The organism is bacterium SCSIO 12844 (assembly GCA_024397935.1).
Lineage (GTDB): Bacteria > Pseudomonadota > Gammaproteobacteria > Francisellales > Francisellaceae > M0027.
Map to the genome: position 1 here is coordinate 2623864 of CP073743.1, position 26663 is coordinate 2650526.

Annotated in this window: 25 protein-coding genes; 4 read left to right on the top strand and 21 right to left on the bottom strand. The window is 33.8% G+C overall.

Going from position 1 to position 26663, the window contains the following annotated elements:
* Nucleotides 1–33 precede the first annotated feature (33 nt).
* The 21 genes from pheS to KFE69_11910 all read right to left on the bottom strand — a co-directional run bounded on the left by pheS (nt 34) and on the right by KFE69_11910 (nt 22175).
* Nucleotides 34–1047, bottom strand: a complete 1014-nt coding sequence (pheS, locus tag KFE69_11810) for a phenylalanine--tRNA ligase subunit alpha (GenBank protein ID UTW44069.1) — start codon at nt 1045–1047, stop codon at nt 34–36.
* Nucleotides 1048–1178: 131 nt separating this feature from the next.
* On the bottom strand, nt 1179–2039 hold the full coding sequence (locus KFE69_11815; protein ID UTW42163.1) for a phosphotransferase: 861 nt from the start codon (nt 2037–2039) through the stop codon (nt 1179–1181).
* 7 nt (nt 2040–2046) lie between these two features.
* A complete protein-coding gene (gene mutT / locus KFE69_11820; protein UTW42164.1) occupies nt 2047–2439 on the bottom strand; it encodes an 8-oxo-dGTP diphosphatase MutT in 393 nt (130 codons plus the stop codon).
* 13 nt (nt 2440–2452) lie between these two features.
* Nucleotides 2453–3946, bottom strand: a complete 1494-nt coding sequence (locus tag KFE69_11825) for a CoA-acylating methylmalonate-semialdehyde dehydrogenase (GenBank protein ID UTW42165.1) — start codon at nt 3944–3946, stop codon at nt 2453–2455.
* A gap of 46 nt (nt 3947–3992) precedes the next feature.
* Nucleotides 3993–4985: a Gfo/Idh/MocA family oxidoreductase gene (locus tag KFE69_11830; GenBank protein ID UTW42166.1), complete on the bottom strand. Its 993-nt coding sequence runs from the start codon at nt 4983–4985 to the stop codon at nt 3993–3995.
* 12 nt (nt 4986–4997) lie between these two features.
* Entirely contained in the window at nt 4998–5897 is a 900-nt protein-coding gene (gene iolE, locus KFE69_11835) for a myo-inosose-2 dehydratase (GenBank protein ID UTW42167.1), read from the bottom strand.
* A 16-nt stretch (nt 5898–5913) separates the two neighbouring features.
* Entirely contained in the window at nt 5914–7785 is a 1872-nt protein-coding gene (gene iolD / locus KFE69_11840) for a 3D-(3,5/4)-trihydroxycyclohexane-1,2-dione acylhydrolase (decyclizing) (protein ID UTW42168.1), read from the bottom strand.
* A gap of 18 nt (nt 7786–7803) precedes the next feature.
* On the bottom strand, nt 7804–8625 hold the full coding sequence (locus KFE69_11845) for a 5-deoxy-glucuronate isomerase (GenBank protein UTW42169.1): 822 nt from the start codon (nt 8623–8625) through the stop codon (nt 7804–7806).
* Between the two features lie 36 nt (nt 8626–8661).
* Nucleotides 8662–10587, bottom strand: coding sequence for a 5-dehydro-2-deoxygluconokinase (iolC, locus tag KFE69_11850; protein ID UTW42170.1), 1926 nt, complete (start codon nt 10585–10587; stop codon nt 8662–8664).
* Between the two features lie 3 nt (nt 10588–10590).
* Entirely contained in the window at nt 10591–11568 is a 978-nt protein-coding gene (iolG, locus tag KFE69_11855) for an inositol 2-dehydrogenase (GenBank protein UTW42171.1), read from the bottom strand.
* A 31-nt stretch (nt 11569–11599) separates the two neighbouring features.
* A complete protein-coding gene (locus KFE69_11860) occupies nt 11600–12979 on the bottom strand; it encodes a sugar porter family MFS transporter (protein ID UTW42172.1) in 1380 nt (459 codons plus the stop codon).
* 147 nt (nt 12980–13126) lie between these two features.
* Nucleotides 13127–14440, bottom strand: a complete 1314-nt coding sequence (locus tag KFE69_11865; protein UTW42173.1) for an MFS transporter — start codon at nt 14438–14440, stop codon at nt 13127–13129.
* Between the two features lie 50 nt (nt 14441–14490).
* Entirely contained in the window at nt 14491–15150 is a 660-nt protein-coding gene (locus KFE69_11870) for a response regulator transcription factor (protein UTW42174.1), read from the bottom strand.
* Between the two features lie 3 nt (nt 15151–15153).
* The gene (locus KFE69_11875) at nt 15154–15498 is read right to left on the bottom strand and encodes a carboxymuconolactone decarboxylase family protein (protein ID UTW42175.1); all 345 of its coding nucleotides are present in this window, start codon (nt 15496–15498) and stop codon (nt 15154–15156) included.
* Nucleotides 15499–15542: 44 nt separating this feature from the next.
* Nucleotides 15543–16328: a tRNA pseudouridine(38-40) synthase TruA gene (gene truA, locus KFE69_11880; protein UTW42176.1), complete on the bottom strand. Its 786-nt coding sequence runs from the start codon at nt 16326–16328 to the stop codon at nt 15543–15545.
* Nucleotides 16329–16361: 33 nt separating this feature from the next.
* Complete coding sequence (locus KFE69_11885) at nt 16362–17876, bottom strand: hypothetical protein (protein ID UTW42177.1); 1515 nt, start codon at nt 17874–17876, stop codon at nt 16362–16364.
* The gene (locus KFE69_11890; protein ID UTW42178.1) at nt 17873–18742 is read right to left on the bottom strand and encodes a hypothetical protein; all 870 of its coding nucleotides are present in this window, start codon (nt 18740–18742) and stop codon (nt 17873–17875) included. The genes KFE69_11885 and KFE69_11890 overlap by 4 nt, the downstream gene beginning before the upstream one ends.
* A 13-nt stretch (nt 18743–18755) precedes the next feature.
* Entirely contained in the window at nt 18756–18983 is a 228-nt protein-coding gene (locus KFE69_11895) for a prepilin-type N-terminal cleavage/methylation domain-containing protein (protein UTW42179.1), read from the bottom strand.
* A complete protein-coding gene (locus KFE69_11900) occupies nt 18961–19221 on the bottom strand; it encodes an acyl-CoA-binding protein (GenBank protein ID UTW42180.1) in 261 nt (86 codons plus the stop codon). The genes KFE69_11895 and KFE69_11900 overlap by 23 nt, the downstream gene beginning before the upstream one ends.
* Nucleotides 19222–19257: 36 nt before the next feature.
* Complete coding sequence (locus KFE69_11905) at nt 19258–21090, bottom strand: alpha/beta hydrolase fold domain-containing protein (protein UTW42181.1); 1833 nt, start codon at nt 21088–21090, stop codon at nt 19258–19260.
* 296 nt (nt 21091–21386) lie between these two features.
* Nucleotides 21387–22175, bottom strand: coding sequence for an outer membrane protein assembly factor BamD (locus tag KFE69_11910; GenBank protein UTW42182.1), 789 nt, complete (start codon nt 22173–22175; stop codon nt 21387–21389).
* A 112-nt stretch (nt 22176–22287) separates the two neighbouring features.
* Between KFE69_11910 and rluD the strand changes: the two genes are divergently transcribed.
* From rluD to KFE69_11930, 4 genes are all read left to right on the top strand, one after another.
* Nucleotides 22288–23316 carry a 23S rRNA pseudouridine(1911/1915/1917) synthase RluD gene (gene rluD, locus KFE69_11915; GenBank protein ID UTW44070.1) on the top strand — a complete coding sequence of 343 codons (1029 nt, stop codon included), beginning with the start codon at nt 22288–22290 and terminating at the stop codon, nt 23314–23316.
* Between the two features lie 24 nt (nt 23317–23340).
* Nucleotides 23341–23778: a D-tyrosyl-tRNA(Tyr) deacylase gene (gene dtd / locus KFE69_11920; GenBank protein UTW42183.1), complete on the top strand. Its 438-nt coding sequence runs from the start codon at nt 23341–23343 to the stop codon at nt 23776–23778.
* A 2-nt stretch (nt 23779–23780) separates the two neighbouring features.
* On the top strand, nt 23781–24620 hold the full coding sequence (tyrA, locus tag KFE69_11925; GenBank protein ID UTW44071.1) for a bifunctional chorismate mutase/prephenate dehydrogenase: 840 nt from the start codon (nt 23781–23783) through the stop codon (nt 24618–24620).
* A 161-nt stretch (nt 24621–24781) separates the two neighbouring features.
* Nucleotides 24782–26650, top strand: coding sequence for a hypothetical protein (locus tag KFE69_11930; GenBank protein ID UTW42184.1), 1869 nt, complete (start codon nt 24782–24784; stop codon nt 26648–26650).
* The last annotated feature ends 13 nt before the right edge of the window (nt 26651–26663 follow it).

Here is a 26663-nt window from a genome sequence, read left to right on the forward strand (position 1 = left end):
TCTCTTTAAAAGAATCATTATTTTCAATTCATATTAAAACTGTTTTAAAAATCTTAAATCATTCTCAAAAAACAATCTTAAATCATTAACGCCATAACGTAACATCGTTAAACGTTCAACCCCCATTCCAAATGCAAATCCTTGATAAACACTTGGATCAATACCACAAGCTTTCAATACATTTGGATGCACCATACCACAACCTAATACTTCTAACCAACCAGTTTGCTTACAGACTCGACAACCTCCACCTTGACACATAACACACTCAATATCAGTTTCAGCAGATGGTTCTGTAAATGGGAAATAACTTGGACGAAAACGTAACTTGATATCCTTTTCAAAAAAAGCATTTAGAAACTGCTGCAATACGCCTTTTAGATCTGCAAAGGTAGCACTTTCATCAATCCATAGACCTTCGACTTGGTGAAACATAGGTGTATGTGTAATATCTGAGTCGCATCGATAAACTCGTCCAGGTGCAATAATGCGAACTGGCGGCTTATGATTTTCCATATAACGAATCTGGACATTGGAAGTATGCGTTCGTAATACTGAATTTTCTTTAAAATAAAACGTATCATGCATAGCTCGAGCTGGATGATGCTCTGGGATATTTAATGCCTCGAAGTTATGAAAGTCATCCTCTATCTCAGGTCCTTTCTCAACAGAAAAGCCCGCTTGGGTAAAAAAGCTTTCAATGCGATTTAATGTATGGCTAATTGGATGAATATTACCTAATTCATAGCCTCGACCACTTAAAGTAACATCAATTTTTTCAGCTTGTAGTTTTAATTCTAACTCTTCATTTAATAACGTATTTCTTTTATTAGAAATCGCTTGATGTATTTTTTCTTTAACCACATTGACCGCTTGCCCTGCTTGAGGGCGTTCTTGTGGAGATAGTTTTCCCAAACCTTTTAAAATATCTGTTAATAAGCCTTTTTTACCCAAATACTCAATACGGATATCATCTAATCTTTTACTATTATCTGCACTTTCTACTGCATCTAATGCTTCCTGTTCAATCTGCATGATTTCCTGCATCTTCAACATACGCCTCACTTTGTAGTTATAATTAAAATTTCTAGTATAAGAAAATGATTATAACGCTTATATAGCTTAAGCTCTAGCGTAAAATAAATTAAGTCAGGTAATATCTAAATGTTCTGTAACATTTAATCAATTATTTCTAATAAATTTTTAAAATAACTTGGATCTAGGTTATCTTCTAAATCCCAAACCCAGCCTAAAACTGCTTCTACAAAGAACCACTTATCAATTCTATCTTCCGATAAACTAAGTAATCTAGCACAATGAACAATTCGTTGATTGATTACGGCTTTCGAATTATTTTGCTCTAATAAATCAGGAATTGGATTTCTGATAAATGCACAAACATCAAATGCAGGTTCTCCAATAATGCCTTTTGGATCAATCATCATCCAGTCGTTTTGATGCTTTATAATATTATCATGATGTAAATCACCATGAAGTAATATTTCTTTTTCTTGAGTTTTTAATAACTCTTTATATAAAATTCTTGCTTTCGATAAATATTTCAAAGGAATATCATAGTCTTTATCCAGTGCTACCAACCATTTCTCTATCGATTGAAAACTATGATTATTAGGCAATTTTACTTGATGTAATGCATTCAAAATGCCACAAAATATTTCGATTGAATCAGTTTCTTTATTTGGGAAATGATTTTTTAAAGTATCACCAGGTATTGCCTGAGCTAAGATTAAGAAATCTTTTTCTTTAGCATAAATTTTAGGTGTGTAAAATCCTTGAAATGCTTCTAGTGCATCAGCTTCATTTTCTAAAGATTTTTCATCGATTGCTATTTTTAAAATAATTGCCTGACCATTTTGAAAACCTTTTAAAATATAATTAAAACTAAGATTTTCAATTGGTTGTAGCTTAGTTAAATGATATTGATCTTTAATTTGTTGAATTCGATCAGGCAGTAAATCCAACCAAGTTTGACCTTTTTGGCCATAAATATTAATAATATTGTTTTTGAATGTATGCATAAGTCTATCATACAAATTCAGCCACAAGCATCTCAACTACTGGTTGATTAGCTTCTGGTAATTGAACTGATGTTAATTGATTGACTTCAACCCATTTTAATGCTTGATTTTCATTTGCTTTTATTTCTCCCACGTAATCATCAATCAAATAGAATGATAAACAAACTGACCGTTCAGGATAGTCATATTTAAGCTTATGATAAGCTTTATAATTTAATGGTTTAATATTAATTTCTTCTGATAATTCTCGTACTAATGCGCGCTCACTCGTCTCATTATTTTCTACTTTACCACCCGGAAATTCCCAATACTGGGCCAAATGAGTATCTTTTTTTCTCTGTGTTAAACAGACTTGATTATCTTTTAAAATAATACCAGCGACAACTTTTATTGTATTCATTATACTCCTTAAATTAATCTAGTGTCGGCATAAAAAACTGATTATCTGAACTTAATTGGCTTGCAGACCACTTAGATGTTACTGTTTTTAATCGGGTATAAAAACGAACACCTTCTGGCCCATGCACTGACATATCACCAAATAAAGAGTTTTTCCATCCACCAAAACTATGAAATGCCATTGGTACTGGAATGGGTATATTAACACCAACCATACCAACTTGAATATCTGAAGCAAATTCTCTTGCTGAAGCACCGTCTCTTGTATAAATAGCAACGCCATTTGCATACTGATTATGATTAATTAATTGAATTGCTTCTTTTAAACTTCCCACTCGTACAACACATAAAACAGGACCAAAAATTTCTTCTTTGTAAATAGTCATATCTGGCGTTACTTGATCAAATAATGCAGGTCCAACAAAAAAACCATTTTCATGCCCAGAGCAAGTAAAGCTTCTACCATCTTTAACTAACTTAGCACCTTCTTTAACACCTAAGTCAACATAACCAATGATTTTTTCTCGGTGCGCTTTGGTAATGACAGGCCCCATTTGAGCACCTTCTATATCACCAGGGGCAACTTTTAATTGATCAATCTGCTCTGATAATTGATTAATTAAATTATCTGCTGTTTCTTCTCCTACAGCCACAGCAACTGAGATCGCCATACAGCGCTCACCTGCCGAACCGTAAGCTGCTCCCATTAAACCTGCCACTGCATCATCCATATTTGCATCAGGCATCACAATACAATGATTTTTAGCACCACCTAATGCTTGAACTCGCTTAGCATTTTTAGCTGCTGTTTCATAAATATACTGAGCAATCGGCGTTGAACCGACAAAGCTTACGGCTAAAATATCTGGGTGATGTAATATTGCATCGACAACTTTTTTATCACCATGAACAACATTTAATACACCATCAGGTAAACCAGCTTGTTTAAATAATTCAGCTAAATACATTGAAGCCGATGGATCCTTCTCAGATGGTTTAAGTATGAATGTATTTCCACAGGCTACCGCAATTGGAAACATCCACATTGGCACCATAGCAGGAAAATTAAATGGTGTTATACCTGCACAAACACCGACAGGTTGACGTAATGAATAGCAATCTACTGAAGTTGATACTTGATAAGAAAAGTCACCCTTTAATAACTGTGGCATGCCACAGGCAAATTCAACAACTTCAATACCTCTTTGTACTTCTCCTAGCGCATCTGAATAAACTTTTCCATGCTCTTTAGTAATTAATTTTGCGATTGTCTCTTTATTGTCATTTAATAATTGATAATACTTAAATAATACTCTTGAACGTTTAAGTGGGCTTAATTTACTCCAACTTGCAAATGCATTTTTTGCAGCTGTTACCGCTTGGTCAATTTCACTTTCTGAACCCATAGCTAATGTATCTATGATTTCACCAGTCGCTGGGTTGTATATATCATAAGTATCACTGCAACTACTTACTTTCTTACCATTGATAAAATGCTCTATCATCATTCACTCTCCCAATGAGTCTTAAATTTACTTTTACCAACACACAAGCTTAAAGTACAATCGCTTGATTATTATCATATGAACGTTGTACTGCCATAGCAACTTCTACAGATTGAATCATATCATCGATCCCTACAGGTGAACCAACATCATCTGAAGCATTTAAATAATCAGCAAATGCTTTAAATTCATTTAAGTATGCTTGATGATAGCGCTCAACAAAACTCCAATAAGGTAGTTGTGATTGTTGCAGGTTATTAGATGAAATACAACTTACATTTGTTGGGCTAAAATTATCAACCTTTAGCATACCCTTTGAACCAAATACTTCTATTCGTTGGTCATAACCAAAATTTGTTTCACGAGATGCATCAATCATAACAAGCGCACCGCTGTCTAATTTTAATGTAATTAATGTTGTATCAATATCACCTAACTCTTTAAGTCTTGATTCAATCAATGCATCACCAATAGCATAAACTTCTTTAACCCTCTCACCAGATAAGAAATGCACCATATCAAAATCATGAGTATTAAAATCAAAAAATAAACCACCCGATTTACCAACAAATTTCAAATCTGGGCGCCTAGGATCGCGATTAGTAATCTTAATAATCTGAATAGAACCAATCTTTTGCTTATCAATTGCATTTTTGAGCGCTAAAAAATCAGGATCAAATCGACGATTAAGACCAACTTGCAGTTTAAGGTTTGCTTCTTTAACTAAATGAGCAAGCTCATTTAAAGCATTGACATCAAATGAAATAGGTTTTTCACAAAAAATATGCTTTCTAAAGTCAATCGCTTTCTTAATCAAATCAACATGGGCACTAGAAGATGCAGCGATAACACAGGCATCAACTTGATCATCAGATAATACTTCTTCTAATTGTGATGCCTTTTTAACAATTACCTCAGAAAAATCATCAGCATTAATATAATCATCAACAATATACTTTACATTAATGCTATCAATTATTGCTAAGTTATCAAAGTGCATTTTACCAATACGGCCACAACCAATTAACACAATATTTTTCATAAAGATTCCCTTTTATAAACCAGTTTTTTCTCTAATAAACACCCTGGCTTTATTAGCATACTCTAAAGGATTTGCTTTTGCTGGATCTTGCTCTGCCTCAACAATAAACCAACCTTGATACTGTTTTTGTGCTAATTGTTTAAATACTAAATCAAAATCAATACAGCCATCGCCAGGAACGGTAAACAAGCCCTTTCTTACTCCATCCATAAATGTTAGTTGATCTTTATGTACTTGATCTAAGACTTCTGTTCGCACATCTTTTAGATGAACTTGATTAATTCTTGCTCCATAATGCTTAAATAAGTAATCTAGTGATATATCCGCTGCATATGCATGCCCTGTATCAAGTAATAATCCAAGTAAGCTTGGTGATGTATGTTTCATCAAGTAATCAACTTCATCTTGGTTTTGAACACCCGTACCTAAATGAAAATGATAAGAAACACGCATTTGATAATCATAAGCCAACCTTCCTAATTCATGTAAACCATTAATTAATAACAGCCACTGTTTATGATTAAAGACTGGCTTATGACTAGAAAACACAGGGTAATCAGCTTGTTGAATACCATGACCACATTCACATAAATTAATAACATCAGCACCAACTGCTTTCATAAATGATAAGTGATGCATAAAATTTTCTAACGTTTCTTGATAGCGTCCATTTTCAGTAAAAAATGTACTTATCCAAGCACTTGATACTTGCATTTGATACTCAGAAAGAAAATGACGTAACTTATGTGCATCTTTGGGATATTTATTTCCTATTTCAGTGCCTTGAAAACCTGCTTGACTCATTTCTTTAATACAAGTTTCAAAAGTAATATCACCGCCTAAATTTGGATCATCATCATTCGTCCAATTAATCGGTGAAATGCCAAGTTTAACATGATTGAATTTCGTCATATGATTATACCTTTATTTAATACTTGCGTACTTTTTCTAATTCAACTTGCATTGTTTCAGAAGCTTCTGAAACACTTTGTGCATTTGACTGTTCAGCAACACCCACTCGCCACCATGATTCATAACCATCAGACATGGTTTTTGCTTCAACTTTTACTTCAATTAGTATAACTTGCTGCTGTAACTTAGAGTCTTCTAATGCATTTTTTAATTCATCTATCGTGTTGGCTTTATATGATTTAGCACCTAAAGCTTGTGCATAAAGTGCAAAATCGATTGGAATGGTTTCACCTTGATATCGCCCTTGATTATCTCTATATCTTAGCTCTGTACAAAACCCTTCACTGCCATGTCTCATCTGAAGATTATTAATACAATGAAAGCCAGAATTATCGAGTAGTATAATAATAAATTTTTGACGCTCTTGAATTGCTGTTACTATTTCAGAATGAAGCATCAAATAACTGCCATCACCTACAACGACATAAGGACAGCCTGAAACCCCCTCACTTTCCTTTGCTAAAGCCACGCCTAAGCCTGCTGCAACTTCATAGCCCATGCAAGAAAAAGCATACTCTAAGTGATAATCTTTAGGCTTTTTACAGCGCCATAGCCTATGCAAATCACCTGGTAAACTACCTGCTGCACAAATCACCGTATCATCTGGCTGAACAAATTCATTTAAAACACCTAAAACCTGCAACTGGCTTAATTTTCCCGTTGATGTTTCTTTGTGATATAAACGATCAACTTCCTCATTCCAATTCTGTTGATACATGGCTATTTTTTGCTGATAATCCAAACTTGTTTCATAGTCATCTAATGCTTTAGATAACTGCTCTAATACAATCTTAGCATCGCCTTTAAGTGCAACAGCATCCATTTTATAGGCATCCATAGTATTAACATTAATTTGAATCATTTCGGCATTGGCATAAAGCCATTTTGATGCTGTTGTAAAATCCTGTAGACGTGTACCAATCGCTATAATAACATCGGCTTCTTTGGCTAATTGATTAGCAGCTTGTGTACCTGTTGTACCAATACCTCCTAAATTAAATGGATGCTGCCAAGATAGTGCACTTTTACCTGCTTGAGTCTCTGTAACTGCAATTTTATGTGTTAATGCAAACTGTGCTAATGTTTCACAAGCAAATGCATACTGAACACCACCACCACAAATAATTATTGGATTATTCGCATTTTTTAATAACGCTGCTACTTGATTAATCGCTCGAGCTACAGCTAATTGGCGATCTAGATGCCATAACCTTTTCTTAAAGAAATACTCGGGATAATCATAAGCTTCTGACTGCACATCCTGGGGCAAAGATAAAACAACAGCGCCTGTTTCAGCTGGGTCTGTTAATACTCTCATTGCATTAATACAAGCTGTCATTAGCATTTCAGGACGACTGATTCTATCCCAATATTTACTGACAGGTTTAAATGCATCATTCGCCGTTATATTATAATCATATGTTTGCTCAATTTGTTGTAGTACTGGATCTGGCTGGCGATCAGCAAAAATATCCCCAGGCAAGAGTAATAGTGGCAGTCGATTTGACGTTGCAACACCTGCTGCAGTTACCATATTTAATGCACCTGGGCCAATTGAAGAAGTACAGGCAATAATACCTAATCGATTTTTTTGCTTTGCATAGGCAATCGCTGCATGTGCCATCCCCTGCTCATTATTACCACGTATACTTTTTATCCCATAGGTATCGTATTCTAGCGCCTCTCCAAGACCTGTGACATTACCATGACCAAAAATATTAAACATACCCTGAATAAATTGATATTCATTACCATCTAATACAATATATTGCTGCGATAAAAACCGTAATAGCGCTTGAGTTGTCGTTAATCTAATTGTTTTTTCCATTGATAAAACCTTATAAACTTATTCAATATCTTCTAACGGTTTCCAAACACGTAAATTGGCACTTTCATGGCGTGCCCAGTCATGCTCTTTTCTAAATGTGGGCACGATATAAGGATTGTTTTCTAGATGCTTAATAAACCATAAAGTATATAATGCATAGCCAGGCGCACTACTATGAGCATGCTCTTTTTCATCCAATATCACCATCGTATCATTTTGACGAATTCTGCGGATATGCTCACCATCCTCACCAATAGCAAACCCTTGTGGTTCAGAAAAACGATAATAGTAGATTTCAGGTTGTTTATGATAATGTGGTGGCGTACTTGACCAATGGCCTGAAAAAGTAATAATTTCACCAACAACTAGGTTTGATTCAGGGCGGTTTCTTGTATCAAATACCGTTCTAACAATACGGTAAGAAGCATCATCTAATAATCCTTTACCTCGACGCTCAGATTCAAGCATATTACTACCATCGAAAACCATTGATTTAAATTTTTGCCCATTCTCTGTTTGCATCACCATAATTTCACAATTGGTTTTAGCAGTCACTTGGGCTTTTTCATTCGCACATAAATGTAATACAATAGGTTCTTGATCAAAATAACTTGTTCTAAATGCTTGATAACTCTTATTTAAATAATTAAATTCCACTTGACCTGTCATTAATAAATAAGCACTTTCTAAAGTAGAACTTAAATCATAAACTTCTCCCTGTGAAAGATGTAACACACCAAAATTCATTCCAGTTCGATATAAATCATTGATTTCAACGATTGAGTTATAGCCATTCATATATGGACTATTTTGATGAATAATTGGATCAATTTCTGACATAATAATACTCCAAAAAATAATAATGATTAATTTTAACTAACTGTCTACCCACATCTGTAAAATAGTTTCATAACGCTTAGCAATTTGAATGATCACTTCATCTTCAGTCAGTTTATTTTGGATATATAATAGCCAAGCTTCCCAGAAAATACTTCGGCCAAATGCAAAACCATTAATCTGTTTGATTCCTTTTAATAATTTAAAATCTTCTTTATAAGCTTCTAGTGACTTCGCCTGCCCACCTAATACAATGATTCTTGCCTCTCTATCATAAAAGCGGATACTTTCATCAATAAGTTGCCACTGCGATTGGCTATCAACCATTTGTAACTTCCACCAAAAAGGATAAACTGATGCTTGATATACTTCTTCAATGGCATCTTTTATTGCCTCTGCTGTCAACTCAAATTCACTTGGAATAATAAGTTCCAACATTAACTTTCTTTCCAGCGAACAACATGCTTGATATAAAGACTTAAGTTTCATTAACTGCCATTTTTTCATATCTACATTACAGTTTCTATGATATTTCCATAAGACTTTTACACCCCACTGTTGAGGCTGAGCATTTAAAATTTCATAAGCTGACTTGCCTTCTTCTAACCATTGGATTAAGTCAATATTTGATGCTTCAATAGGTGTTAGCGCAAATACACCTTCTTTGATTGCTTCTCGTAAAACATCTTTACCATAGATTGGGTCACAGATAATACCTAACCGCTGTTGTCCTTTATAACTTGAATTCACTTGTTTAAACCCTTGATAAACAAGTCGCTTAAAATCTTTAATTTTTTGATAACTCAAATTGTTTTCATCACATACCTTCTCAAATTGCCAACGATGGTCATACGCTAATAATGCCAATGGATAATCAGATGGTTTACCTATAGTTACTCGTTGATGCATCCGCTCTAAAATTGGGTCACTTAAAACAATTTGACCTATTTTTTTGTACTGAGAAATAAAATAGTTTAATTCTTTTAAATCTGGAATTGCTGGCGCACAGCCATGGCGAGCACAAACAATTGCGCCTGAAGCATTAGCATAACTTAAAGCAACCTGCCAGGTTTCACCTTTTAATAAACCAGCTAATAGACCGCTCATATAGGCATCACCAGCACCTAGCGTATTAAATACATCAACTATAAATGCCTCTGCTTTAATGACTTTTTTATTAGCATATAAATGGACTTCACTGCCTTTTAACCCTGTTTTAAAAACAATATCCGCCTTTGACATATCTTGAATAATTTTAATTGCTTGATAAGGATCATCAACACCTGCTGCAATACATAACTCTTCATCTGTACCGACAATTAAATCACAATAAGGTAAAAATTCTTGATAATGCTTTGTTACCTCTTTATTTTTTTTAAATCTAAGCTCACCTTCACCTTTAGCAACCAAATTCCATAATACTGGACGATAGTCAATATCTAAAACTATTTGAGTTTGATGTCTCTGACATAAAGAAAGTGCTTTTTGAGTGGTCTGTCGCATTGATTCTGTTGAGATACCTGTACCAGAGAACTGAAATGCCTTTGTTTGAGCAATGATGGATTCATTAGCATCTTGTGGCTTTAGTTGCATATCTGCACAATCATTACGATAAAATATTAATGGGAAAGTACTTGGTGGCTGCACACCTAAAATCACTAAAGCTGTTAAATGATTTGAATATTCTTGTAATAGTCGTGTATCAACATTTTCATGTTCTAATTTTTGTTTGAGAAATTGGCCCATTTCATCTTTGCCAACACCTGAAAATAAAAATGATTTTAAACCTAAGCGCGCAGCTCCCACACTAATATTACCTGGAGAGCCACCTAAATATTTTTTAAAGCTTTGAACATCTCTTAGGGGAGCATCGATTTGCTCTGCATATAGATCAACGCCAACACGCCCCATACAAATTAAATCATAAGCTCGATTTTGATCTGCTTGAAATATATCATCTGACATTAACTAGACCCTCACTGGCTTTTTCAGCTCAAACGACTTCTGTGCTGCCTTTGCAATTTTTACTGCTTGAAGCCCATCAAAACCAGATACTTTCGTTGGCTGATCATTTTCAATCGCATCAAAAAAAGCTTTAAATTGATTAATATAAGCATCCTTATAACGCTCTAAGAAAAAGTTTTTTAATACCGGTTTTTCAATCACATCATTCGCATAACACTCAAGATAATTAATTAGCTGATTTTCTGCCTGTAGTAGTGCATGATTTGAAAATACTTCAATACGCTGATCATAGCCATAAACAGCTTGTCTTGAATTATCTATAACCCCTAAGGCGCCATTTGCAAATTTTAATTGAATCATTGCCGTATCAACATCATCATACTGGGCAAATACAGGATTAACTAAACAGGAACCCGTTGCATAAACTTCTACTACCTCGCTACCTGCTAGAAAACGCGCCATATCAAAGTCATGAATTGCCATATCCAAAAATATACCGCCTGATTTTTTAATATATTCTTCAGGTGGTGCAGCTGGATCTCTTGAAGTAATACGAATAATCTGAGGTACTTTAACCTTATCATTAATCTGATTTTGTAATTGAGCAAATGTTGGATCAAAGCGTCTGTTAAAGCCAACTTGTAATTTAATTTGGTGCTGGTTTACAGCTTTTAATGCCAATTCAATTTGATCAATATCAAGTCCAATTGGCTTTTCACAAAATATATGTTTTTTATGCTCTGCCGCTAAAATAATTTGTGCAATATGTTCTGTCGATGGAGAGCATATTAATACAGCATCAATTGCTTGTTTAACCAATATCTCTGTCGAATCAACTCTTTCAATATGATTTTCCTGAAACCATTTATCATCACCAAACGGATCATAAGCATGCGTAACTGTATAGCCTTTTAAATACTGTTTGATATGATGCACATGAACTTGCCCTATACGCCCTGTACCAATTAAGCCTAATTTCATAAATTAACCCCATTGTTAATTTGATTTTTATTTAGTTAAGATTTGCTTGTTTCTCACCCAATTGTCTTGATGAAACACCTGCTTGAAGATTCTCTTCAATTAGCTCCAATGATACACCTTTTGTCTCTGGTAAAATGACCAAACCAAATATCACTGAGCAAAAACAAAAAATAGCAAAGATAAGCATAGTATAACCACCACCTAACACACCAAATAATGGTAAAAAACAAAGTGATACTACAAAGTTTGCTAGCCATTGTATTGCCGTTGCAAAGCTCATCGCAGCACCTCTTATTCGAGTAGGGTAAAGTTCAGAAATCATTAACCAAAAAATACAACCTAAACTCACCGCAAAAGCCATCATATAAACCATCACGCTAAAAAATGCAATCCATGGACTTAAGTGCGGATTAAACTGATGCCATGCTAGTGCAAGTAATGATAATCCTGCAATTAGTGACCCACCAATTAATAATGGACGCCTACCAACCTTATCAACCGTAAATAGTGCAACAATCGTAAATACCGTATTAACTAAACCCATAATAAATGTAGCAAATAAAGAAATATTCTGACTAAAGCCTGCTTCATTAAATACAAAAGGACCATAATACATAATAATGTTAATACCCGCTACCTGTTGTAATACCCCAAGCGCAACCCCAATTAGAACAACTGTTCTAATCGGCTTTCTAAAAATTGCCCGATATTTTGTATTCTTTTTAATTGCCAACGCATGAGCAATTTCTGATAACTCTTTTTCAACTTCATCATCGTCTAAACGAATCTTCTTTAAAATTTTTCTTGCTTGCTCTATACCGTATTTAGAAGCAACCCAGCGAGGAGATCTTGGCATAAACTTAAGCCCAATCAATAATAAAATTGGCGGAATAACACCAATAAAAAACATTAAACGCCAACTTGAAGGGCTTAAATCATGTAATAGATAACCTACTAAAAAAGAAACAGCTTCACCACCTGTAATTGCCACACTATTAAATAAAACCAACTTACCACGAATATGCATAGGAGCAACTTCAGAGATAAATAAAGGCGAAGCAAACGAAGCAATACCAATACAAATACCTAAAATAAAGCGCCCCAATAATAAGCTATACCAATCGATAGAAAATGCTGCAATTAAAGTACCAATAATAAATACACATGAAATGACAATTAATGTCTTACGCCGTCCAATATAATCAGCCATTCTACCACAGAGTAATGCACCTAAAAATGCGCCTAAAACTGTTGCACTAACGACTGTTGACCACTGCCATGAAGTTAAATTAAATTGGTGTGTAATCTGCCATTGCCCATCTGCAATAATGCCTGTATCAAATCCAAATAATAATCCCCCCATTCCAGCAATTACGGCAACAAAGTATATAAATGTATTAGATTCTTTCATATAGCCAGAGATCCTTTCACTTTGCTTATTATGAATATACTATATAAATTTGCTAAATTTCAAATCTTGTTATATGAAAATAATCTTTAAAAACTAACCTAGTTCCTAGCACAATTATAAAAAGTTAATTTCAAGTCGTTACTGAGCTTATGAATTTTCATCAATTCTTTTACAATAAGTTTCCTTAATCATAAAGATACTAATAATCAGTGAAATAAGGAAAAAAATAATGGATATGCTAATTGCATAAGTATATCCATGCAAAGAATAGATCGGTACATTATCAGCTGTTTTTTTACCCAGCCAAAAATATTGTAATAAATAGCCACCAATGATTTGAATCACCATTGCACCTAATAAAACAAACATATTATTGACACCCATAGCAGTAGCTTCAAGAGATTTAGGTACACGCTCCACAACAACTGTAAATGATAATGATTGAGATGAAGTAGCTAAGCCAATTACAAAAAACAGTACACTATATAAAAATGCATTTAAATAAGGCACCCATAGAATTAAAGTAATGGCAATTAACCCAACTAAAGAACATACTGTAAGCACAATCTTACGGCGCTTGATTAAATCAGATAATAACCCTACCGCTGGACTACCAAGTGCTAATCCAACCCAAAGTAAAGATACCATACCCGTTGCAGCCTCACGAGAATAACCGTGATGGATCATTAAACTTGCACCAAATAATGAACCTAATAGCTCAATGGTTGCATAACTGAAAAATACATAGGCTGCGACAATCCATAACTGACGGTACGATAATAGTGATTTTACTTGTTTAAAAACAGATACCTTCTTATTGATATTTTTATCACGCTGTATTTGCTTAATAGTATCAACCTTTGTACTATCTCGAACAAATAGAATAAAAATAACACCTAATATAACACCAGCTAAAGCAATAAAGTGGAAAATCAAACGCCAGTCATTATCCATTGTTGTTAATAGATAAGCAAAAGGCGCTCCAGCTAAAATTGGACCAATCGAACCTAGTAATTGAGTCATACCTGCCATGGCACCAAAAATATGATGTGGAAACCAATCAAGGGCGATCTTTAACATCATGACAAAAGCAAATGCAGAACCAAAGCCAATTGCAAAGCGCCCCCACCAAGCCGATGTAAAACTATCAGATAAGCTAAATAAAAAACAGCCAACAGAACAAATAATAATTGCGACAGCACCAACTCTTCTAACACCAAAACGATCGACTAAAAAGCCAACCGGTATTTGCATAATTGCATAAGCTAGATAATAGGCAGATGAAATTAAACTAACTGAACTTGCATTGATAGCTAAATCTTTTCTAAATAATATCTCCATTGAACCAAATGACGTTCTTAGAAAATATTCATAAAGAAAAAACACACCAGCTAAGGTAAAAAATAAGCTACCCAAGAGTAATCTTTTTTTATATCCGAGTTGTTCATATTTCAACTTCACTTAAATATACCCTACTAAGTAGCTACAACATCTCTTAAGTGTAGATGAAATTATTCTTTATTGATGATATAGCCAACCCCGCGAACTGTTTTAATCAATTGGCTACCAAATTTCTTACGTAAATGATGAATATGCACTTCAATTGCATTTGAATCAACTTCTTCACCCCAACCATAAAGACTTTCTGTTAATTGCTCCCGTGTTAATACACGTCCAATATTTTGTAATAAATAATTTAATACTGCAAATTCTCGTCTTGATAATTCTACGACTTGATTGTTTTTCAATACCTCATAATTCGCTGGGTTTAACTCTATATCTAAATGACGAATAACTGGATCTGCACGCCCTGATGAGCGTCTAACGAGTGCTCTTAATCTTGCTAATAACTCTGAGATTGCAAAAGGTTTTGTTAAGTAATCATCAGCACCAGCATCTAAGCCACCAACACGATCCTCTACTGTGTCACGTGCTGTTAATAAAATTACTGGGATTTTAAAGCCTTTTTTTCTTAATCTTGATAAAACTTCAATACCATTTATATTAGGTAGGCCAATATCCAAAATAATTGCATCAAAAGACTCCACTTCAACTGCTGGCACAACTTGGGCACCATCTTGAATCCAATCAACCGTATAATTGGCTTGTTTTAAGCCTTCACAAATACCATCACCTAAAATAAGGTCATCCTCAACAACCAATAATCTCATAACTTAAGACTCTTTTTCTATATTTTCATCACCATAGGCTATTAATGCATCTGCAGCATACATTAAAGATGCACCACCCCCAATATACACAGCCATACCCAAAACTGCTAATAATTCATCACGACTTAATCCTAAACGTTTCAAGTTTTCTGTATGTGATCCAATACAACCATCACAGTGAACTGCAATACCCAATGATAAAGCAATCATCTCCTTAAGTTTTGGATCAAGTTTAATATGCTCAATTTGCTTAAATGTTTTATCACCTTTTGTATGGGTATGACTTCCATAAGTAGTCGCTAAATATTCATTTAACTCTTCTAAAACTGCCTGGTATGCTTCACTCATAACCTATCCTATATTCAATCATAGACCTATTTCTCTAGCTTACTTTAAGCATGCAAAAAATCAGGTCCTAAAGCAAGTTTTGGCAGAGAATATTCTTCATCATAGCCAACATCAACCAAATAAAGGCCATTTGATGGTGCTGTCTTACCGGCGCATTTACGATCTTTCAATAGGAGTAATTCTTTTATCCAACTAGTATCTCTTTTTTGTAACCCAATCTCTAATAAAGTACCCACAATATTTCTAACCATATGATGCAAAAATGCATTGCCTTTAATTTCAAAAACAAGAAAATTCCCAATCTCGGTTAATTGAACATCGATAATATTTCGATAACTACTATGTGACTGACACTCTGCTGCACGGAAAGATGAAAAATCCTGTTCACCTAATAAATCTTGCATTGCCACTTTCATTGCTTGAATATCCAATGGCTCTTTCACCCATGTCACTAAATCATCTAGTATTGCTGAAGATGTAGCCCTTCTATAAATAACATATCGATAAGTTCGCCACTTTGCTGAAAATCTGGCATGAAAGGAATCAATCACTTCATTTGCCCAAAGTAATTTAATATCTTTTGGTAATCGCGCATTTGCCCCTTTAATCCAAGCTTGATTATGGCGCTTATTATTAGTTTGAAAATGAATTACCTGATAGCTTGCATGGACACCTTGATCTGTTCTACCTGCGCATATAACCTCAATTGGCTCATCTGCAACAAAGCTTAAAGCATTTTCTATTTTTTCCTGGACACTTAAACAATGACTTTGTCTCTGCCAACCATGATAATGTTTACCTAAATACTCTAACGCACAAGCAATTTTCATTTGCTACTCAACTTAAAACTCTATCTTTTTTCTCTAATGATGATTAAAAGGCAGAACTTCCTTTAAAGCCTGTCTTTGATATGGGTGTACTATATCATTTATTTTAACTTCTGTATTGTTGCATAAAAGCTTAAAGCCTAAAAATGTATTAAAAAGACACTGATCAGCTTTAATTTCTGATAACTTTTTACCTAAATCACCCCAGTTATAAACTGTTAATTCTCTTAGCGCACTTAATAACCAAACTGAGCCATAACGAGCGGTTGCATTGATAATTTTAAAATGGATCCGTTTAGATAAGACTTTCTTTTTAAGTTTAAATTGATCATCTAAAATAAAGACATCAACTTTATCGGCATAAAAAACAAACAGCCAATATTGATCATAATCAGCAATTACCGATACATTAACTAAATGATTAGTTGCATTATTATGTAGAATTTTTATAGGCTTTAATGATTGATTTAAATACCAAAGTACATGCTTATTATCGTAAATAAAAATACCGCTTGTTTGTAAGTTTAAGTTTGCTGAAATTGCAAACATATTTATTGCTTTGCCAATTTTATCAATCGTTATCTTACGCATATGATTACTATTATCTAGTGGCAAGATTAACCATTTAAGTCCATTTTTACTGTGTACTTGAGATAAGATAACTTGTTGCTTTTTTTGATTTAACAATAATACTGGATAAGAGAATTGAGACTGGCTATGCTCATCATCTAACAAATTAATTAACAATTTCTGATGATTATTAATATTACTTAAGTCTGAATAAGGGCATTCCCATGCTATTAAATGAGCATCATTTTTTACCATTAGAATATAACTGTAATTATTATTTTTATAAATCCAACCATCCACTACAATACAATTGTTTTTACCTTGTTTATCTTTACAATTAAATCCTAGATCAATACGAATACTATAAGTTTTTCTAGCTTTTCCTTTTGATAATAGTAAATGATTATTATCAACTGATATCTGATAAACATTGTTTTTAAAATGATTAATTAAAGCCATATAAGATTGTTGCTGGAAATTAGAAAGCCTTATAAAATTTACCACTGGCGGCTGAATGACTTTATGTATCAATTTATTAGAGTCATTAGCAATTTGATCAAATGATAAAATATCCCAATAATAACTCTGATAAGAAAGCGTACTATGATTATCACCTTTATCATAAACATTAGACTGTAGTTTAAAGACTTGATATAAGCTGCCATGGTAATTATCGATATTATCATTTTGACTAAATAACGCCATAATTTGATAATCTCCTAACCACATTGGATAGTGAAATACTTTCTTTACTGATTTTTGTCTTATTAACGCCAAAGGTGATGAAGCTATATATTGTTGTGCTTGTTCTAGTTGCTTAAAGCCAATCACTCTTAATTTATTGGCTTGATTAAACGTGTTAATAATATTTATTTTTTCATTAATAATATAAGCAAAGGTTAAAGCAAAAAGACTCATCACAATTGTAATCATCAAAATACCAACAAGCACACCACCTTCAAACCCATGTTTTTTAATCACGCTTGATACCTTTGAACTGCAATGACTCTATCAATAAGATGTGTTTTACTACCAAGTTGCAACTTAAGCCCTTTTAAATGATGCCAATTCGTAATGGTTGCTGGTTTTTTATTTATAATATGTCCTTCTTGCTCTACTAAGCCCACTATCTTTAATGAATCAATATTCGGCATTACTTCATAACGCCGATTATTTAATTTGACATATAATGAATTAATTTTCTGATTTTGAGCATCCTTTTGGTTACTTTTACCAATATAAAATATTGTTTCATTTAGCTTAGATACAATACTGTTTTTTGGTATTGTATCTGCTAATGGATTTGTTAAATAAACACGCTGCATTTGATTGCGATCATTCTCAATCGCTTTAATATCAAAATAATAAAAACGATTTACAGTTGCAATTACTAGTGTATCAGAAAGCTTTAGCTTTAAATATTTAGGTAGATGAAGAACATCATTACCTTTAAGTAAATTTGAGAAAGTAGTATAAAATAAATTTGATGTTGAATTAATCACTAATACATCACTATCATTCGTATATTGACCACTACCTTTCTTATTCAAACCTAAATTAGCAATTATTTGTTTGCTCGTTTTTGATAGCACATAAATTACAGGTCTATCTATAGCTGGATTTGATGAATGAATAACCGCTTTAAAGCGACTTGCATTAAGATTACTAAGACCAGCTAATCCTGCATTATCAATTGACTTTGTAATTAAGTCTAATGCCGCTAATTGGTTTGTAGTGATGGTTAATGATTTAACTTCTTGATTGTATTGATAAGAAGATAAGCTATAATCTCGAATTGCAAATGCTATTACAATACCACCAAGGCTCATTGCAATTAAAAGTTCCATTAAACTAAAACCACTAGCTATTTTGATCAATTTTAATCCATTCTAACTCGATCTTATTTATTTTTTCTGTCTGTTTAAGAATTAATTGTTGTATCTGATTAGAAGACTCTATTGTCATTAATTGTGCTTTTATCACCCCTATAAAAGCAATTGAAATAATACAAATTGAAATGAGTACTTCTATCAGAGAAAATCCATTTTGGTTATCAATATAGTGATTATATATGTGCTTTAAAAACATCAATATAAGCTCTCATGGCATCATCCTTTGACATGCCTTGACAACGTTCCCAAGCAGTATATTTTGCCCTTTCAACAAATTTTGTCATCGATGGTTTTTCTCCATGAACATCACCTTCAGTAATCTGCTTAAATAAGCCATAAAGCTTTAGCTTTTCTTGTTGGCTTGGGCGATAATCCATATCTTCATTTTTTATCCGTTCTAATAATACTTCAAATTCTTGCTCTAGTTCAGTCATATAACTTTATCCTCCTTTTATCCATTTTTTTCTATTTTACAATTGTTTTGTAAATGCTGCGACTCTGTTATAGAAAACTTCCATTTCATGTGGTATTAACTTACTGAAATTAATAAACCCGTGAATTAAATTATCAAAATGGTAATGCCTAACTGTAACGCCTAGTGATTTTAATTTTTCTGCATAAATCAAACCTTCATCACGCAATGGGTCATAGCCCGCTGTCATTATAAATGTGCATGGCATTTGATTTAGATTATCAACATACAGTGGTGAGATTTCAGGTGATCTTGGATCCATTGCTTCTGGCAGATAAGATTTGTTATACCACAAGACGCTATCTGCTTCTAGTAGATAGCCATGCGCAAACTTCTTCATTGAGTGTGTCTTATGAGAAAAATCAACTGTTGGATATAATAACACTTGTGCTGCAAAGTTAATTGATTCTTCTTTCTTTCTTAATCTTGAAACAGCCATTGTAATTAAATTAGCACCTGCACTATCTCCCATGACAACAAAATCATCATTCGTGCCTTTAATATCTGCTGCATGATGGTAGCTCCAATGAATGACCGCTTCAACATCTTCAATCTGAGTTGGAAATGGATACTCTGGTGCCAAATGATAATCAATTGAAATCACGACACGATTGGTATGTAATGCCAATTGACGACAGGGTGTATCAAAACTATCTAAATTACCTGAGACAAAGCCACCACCATGCGCATAGACCATAATGGGTAATAATTGATTTGGATCAGGATGATATAGCCTTACTTTAACTTGCCGCTCACCAACTTTGACTGTAAATTCTCTCACTGAGGCAACTTCTGGTGCCTTATCTGCATAAAAAATTAGCGAATCAGCATTTTTACGTATTTCCTCTAGACTTAATTCTTTTTTACCCGCCTTATGCTTATTAATAAAGCGAAGAAAATCTGCTAATTTCTTCGGTAGTGGTTGTGTACCATAATAAAAGTCACTAACAAAGCTCTCTTGTGCTTCTTCCTTAATATCAACTTGTACATTACTTTGAGTAATTACATTAAACCAAGCTCGCTGATTGGGTGATAACATCTCTTCTGTTGCTGTTAAAGAACCTGCCAAACCCTCGTTATTACAATCTTTTTGGCTATATTGATCTAAATTATCTAATATCCAATTAACCATATTTAATGCTTTTGATTGGTTTTCTGAGCGAATTTGTAAAACGGACTCAAATGGATGATGCTCTGTACTTGTTTGCACATAATCAACCACAAAATGACATGGCAAATAAAATAACCCTGCTTCTCGCGCAAGTGCGTATTCAGGAAATGCAGTCATACCAATGATACTACCACCCATACTTTGATAACAACGTGCTTCGATCATCGTTGGAAACTGTGGTCCTTCAATACAAACATAGACTGCGCCAAAATGCATATCAAATGAAAAGTCATTGCGCTTTTCTTTTAAAATCTCTGCTATTTCTTCAGAAATTGGCTGACTTAAAGAAACATAGCCTAATAAACTATCATCACAAAAAGTGCACTGTCGCAATGCTTTTGTGCGATCAATATACTGATATGGTATAACCATCTCACCAGGCTTCATACTTGGCTGAATACTTCTAACTGACGATAAAGCTAAAATAGCCGTTGCACCATATTTTTTTAAGGCAAAAATATTGGCTCTATAATTAATATGTGAAGGTAATATATTTTGTTCATAGCCTGTACGACATAAAAATAATGCTTCTTTTTGCTGATACTTAATGCGATACAAACCATTTGAGCATAAGCCATAAGGTGTTTCACGTGATAATTCTTCAATTATTTCAAATTCATCAAAATGTTCAAAACCACTAGATCCAATTATTGCCCACATTCACAAGCACTCCTATATTCTTATAAGGACTCTAAACTCAATGATAGCTATATTATTACTGAGTTAATGCTAATTCGCTAGGGTGATGTCTATTTAATTCTTAATATACCAAGAATTAAATAATCATTTACAATAACAACTGCGAAAACAACGAAATTTGGAGGAGTAGTGCCAGTTAAATAAAGTATAAGAACTTTACCATAGCACTGCTCCTGGGGGGGGTACTAAAAAGTATAACACAAAAAATTAATAAATAGCAATCATTAATTAGAGTGAACGCTATGTCAAACCTAGCTTTATAAGCGTGCCGTTGTACGTTTCCTAGATTTTTCTAGTGAGGTTAAATAACTGTTATTTGGGTAATTTTCTTTTATTACTTCCACTGTTGAATTAACCAGTTTTGGTAAATTCAGGCGTTGATATGACTTAAGCATAACAACCAAAGCATCTTCAACTTGTGTCGTTTTAGGGTATTGTTCTACAATAATTTTTGCACGATTTACTGCAGCAACATAAGCACCTTTATCTAAATAAAACTGTGCAATATTAAGTTCATACTGTGCAATGACACCTTTTAAATAAATCATACGACGTCTTGCATCTTGTGCAAATGGTGTATCTGGCGCTAACGTGACCACTTGTTTAAAATTATAAAAAGCACGTTTATAGCCTGTTGGATCATGTGTTGTCATATCATAAGGCAAGTATTTTTGTAAAAACCCACGGCCATTATCACTATAGACGATACCTAGGATATAATAAGCATAATAACGATCTTTTGCCGTTGGATACAATTTCAAATATTGCTCTGCAATTGCTAACGCCATTGGATCATCACCTTTCTGGTGATACGAATACATTAAATCTAACATGCCTTTTTGTGAATAATACTCAAATGGATACTGAGCCATTAAAGAGCGAAATGCCTCAATGGCATCAGTATAATTTTCATCGACCATGTAGTTATGCCCTGTCGCATAAATAAACTTTGCTGAATCTCCTTGATAAGGAAGTCCTTTATCACTAGCACAGCCGGCAACAGAAATAATGACAATAACACAAATAAAAGCGAATATTTTTCGCATATTCTCAACCTTTTTTTTCATTTTTCCACTATTTCGATTACAATGACCCAAGTAATTAAAGAAGAAGTGGAATTAATTTACTTTGGTAAAAAATAATAAACAATTTGAACGCATACAGCAAAGCTTAATTGTACCAAATGCATTAAGTGGCAAACGGCTAGATCAAATTTTATCCAAACTATTCCCAGAATACTCTCGGGCAATGCTACAACGATGGCTAAAAGAGGGTTATATTCTAGTCGATGGAAAAGAGCAAAAAGCTAAAACCAAACTTTATGGCAACGAACAAATCACACTGGATGTTAAAATACACAGCCAACATGATCACTGGCAGCCACAAGCATTAGATTTAGATATTATCTATGAAGATGAAGATTTAGTTATTATCAATAAACCGGTTGGTTTAATTGTTCACCCTGGTGCAGGCAATCCTGATCAGACACTCTCTAATGCTCTACTTGCTTATGATAAAGCTTTTAGCCTTATACCTAGAGCTGGTATTGTACACCGTTTAGATAAAGATACCTCAGGTTTAATGGTTTGCGCTAAAACCCTAAAAGCACATACATCCCTTGTGGAGCAACTACAAAATAGAACGGTCAAACGCCAATATGAAGCAATTGCTTGTGGCCTGATTCCTTCTGGGGCAACCATTAATGCTAATATTGGTAGAAACCCACATAACCGTTTAAAAATGGCAGTTATTAAAGAAGGAGGTAAAGCTGCCATTACACATTTTAATGTCATAGAGCACTATCGTGATCATACACGTATCCGCTGCCAATTAGAGACAGGTAGAACACATCAAATTCGTGTCCACTTACTACATCTTAAATACCCATTATTAGGTGATCCATTATATAACCCAAGACTCAAATTGACTAAAGGTATATCAGATGAATTAGCTGATTATCTAAAAAGCTTTAAACGTCAAGCTCTACATGCTTATCATTTATCGTTTAAGCACCCCCAAACCAATGAGATGATCTCATTTAAACAAAAGCCCCCAGAAGATATGCTGACATTAACTCAACTTCTACGCTTAGATATGGACTATTTAAAAGATGCTTATAAAGCATATGCAGCGGATGATAATGACTACTGGTATGACAATGAAGATGATAACTACATCGATGATTAACATAATGATATTAAAGGCAATCAAATGATAGGATTGATTCAACGTGTTTCATCTGCACAAGTTAATGTTGATAATCAAACAGTTGGAAAAATAGACCAAGGAATTTTAGCATTAATTGGTATTGAGAAAACAGATAACCAACAAACTGCACAAAAATTAGCACAAAAACTAATTAATTACCGTGTTTTTTCTGATAATAACGATCAAATGAACCTAAATCTATCGCAAACAAATGGAGCTCTATTACTTGTACCGCAATTTACATTAGCTGCTGATACGAAAAAAGGCTTACGACCAAGCTTTTCATCTGCATGTAAGCCAGAAGAAGCCGAACGCCTATTTTTATATCTTTTAGGCTATACTAAAACACAATACCCACATGTCGAATCTGGTAAATTTGGCGCTAATATGCAGGTTAGTTTAACCAATGATGGGCCTGTTACATTCTGGATTAAAGTATGAGCATGATAAACCATAATAGCAAGACTCAAAAATCAATTGCCATTATTGGTGGTAAAGGCCAAATGGGGCAAATGATCAATCACTTTTTAGCTAACGATCCTAATCTAGTTGTACATTTAATTGATAAAGATGACTCTATTTTTGATAGCCAGTATAAACAGTTTGATTTGGTCCTAATCTCTGTACCAATTGCACACACAAATTCTATCATTGAAGCAACTGCAAAAAAGCTTTCAAGAGATTGCATTTTATGTGATTTTACCAGTATTAAAACTCAACCACTTAAGTGTATGCTTAATTCACATACAGGTCCGGTCATTGGCTTACATCCTATGTTTGGCCCTACTATTACTGAGACTAAAAATCAGGTAATTATTCACTGCCCTGGCCGTAGTCAAAATAAATACCAATGGTTTTTAGATCTGCTACAAAAACTTGGTTTTCAAATAGAGACGATGGATGCAAATGAGCATGATCAATTAATGAATTTTATTCAAGGCGTTGAACATTTCAGTACATTTTGTTTAGGCAGTTTTCTAAAAGAGCAGTCCGTTGATTTAGCTAAATTACTTAAACTTGCAAGTCCAGTTTATCAAATGGAATTAAACATTTTAGGGCGTTTATTTTATCAGTCAGCCGAACTGTATGCTGATATTATCGCCTCAGATGAGAAGCGTATTGAATTACTGGAAGCTTATGCCGATCATATTAAAGAAATGGCATTAAGCTTAAAAGCAGGCAAACGTGATGCATTTATACAACGCTTTGAAGCAATCAGAAACCAAATGGGTGAGTTTTGTCAGAGCGCTTATGAAAAAACCGATCAAACACTCACCAAATAACAACTTAAGTTTAGTGATTTCTTTTATCTGTCAAATAATCTAATACATTAATAAATCACCATATAAGATCAATAATTAAACATTTGATTATTGAATAGATTTACAGCAGAAAAATTATTACAGTTAGCTACTGTTTATAATTAATGATAGGAAGCCATTATATGAAAACTCTGACTAAACTTATTCTAACATCACTTGCTATAACAAGCCCAACTTTAGCACATACAACGTTTGCGAATACACCTGATTATGCTTATGATTTAAACAGTGTACAAGCGCAATACCATAATTGGTTACTTGTAAATGATACAGCAGGTAAAATTTCAGATCCAAATCAAAGATCATTTAAAAATACACTAGTACAAGGTGGTCTTACAACTGACCCTAGCATGGTAAAAGATAATTATTTTATTACTTCTGAAGGCTTAGGGTTTCAGGTGCTACTAAGCGCTGGAATTTTAAATTTAGCTGATGCAAGTAACCCTCAATTAATAGACCAAAAGCAACATGCACTTAATGCAATTGAAGCCGTCTATCAGTTTATTTATTCACCTAACCCAAGTCAGCCAAACTCTAAAGATAAATTAGTTAACGGACTATTGCCTTGGGCCTGGTGGATGAATAAAAATACTTATATCGTATCGGTTGCCAAAAAAGGTACAGATATACAAAACTACAGTGCAACTGATGGTGATATTTTCTTAGCAAAAGGATTTTATCAAGCATCTTTATACTTAAAACAAACTAACCCTACTATAGCAAGTAAATATAAAACAGCTGCAATTAACCTAATGCATGCTATATTGAAATATGATACTGCTTTTGGTGATAATATTCCACCATATTACTTAAACGAAGGCGGTAATAATGCTTCTGGAAATCATAATGCCAGTGATGGTTTAGCCTATACAAAAACACCTTTTTCATTTATTAAAGATTTTTCAAACTGGGATAATCAAAATAAAGATAAATGGGATGCAATTATAAAAAACACATTATCTGTTATGGATCAAGCTCAAAAAGATGCAGCAAATTATAACTCTCAATGGGGAGGAGTATTAGGATTTATTAATCAAGAAGTTCCTGGTGCTGCATTTGTCACAGTTAAAGATAATACTTTAACATTTGACTCGACTAAAACATTCCAGCAGTGGAATTTTAACTATGATGCAGGTAGAGTTCCTATGTTTTTAGGTGCTTATATTATAAAAGCAACTGCTAATGAAAATGATTTTGATATGGCAAACGTTAATCTAGCAAAACAAATTATCCAAAATGAAATGGGATCACGAAATACGATAGGCTTAAATACATTTTTTGACTATCAACATAATCCAAGCAATGGCTTTTTGATCAATTTACCTGAGAATATTGGTGCCCCAATTTTCATTAATGGTTCAGCTCAACAAAGAGTTAGTAGTGATGGTGGCTATACTGATGACTTTCTTAATAGTGCTGTATTTCTTGGAAATATAGCAAATGAAGGTAATTTATGGTCAACTGCTAACCCTAACTCTGACCCTGCAGCATTTACAGCAGTAACACTAATGAATAGTTACAGTGGCTCCTATTATGATGGTGCTTATAAAATAATGTCTGGACTATTTACTAATGGCGCATTTGGCGCTTCTTCTATCACCCCTAATAATGCCGTATTAGCTGCTGTTCATCAAACACAACCTGTTATTTTTAATCCAAATACTTATGTCTACTTATACCCTGGCCAAATAAAACCATACTATGCAAATTATTATGTTGCTCCAGGCACAATGAAAGCTGATCAAACTTACTATGTTCGAGTAGAAGCCCCCGTTAATGAAAATGTCACATTTATGGATTATCAAAATTGGGGTGGCTCTCAACGCACAACTGAACAGTTAAATACAAAAAACTGTGCAATTTTTAAAGTTGAAGCTAACCGTACCGATTACTACAATATAGGTCTTTTAGAAATGAATGGCTTTAATGTTGAAAAACCAACAATTAGCTACCAAAGTGCCCAAACTAAAGCACAATTACCCCCTTGTTAAAAATGACAATTTA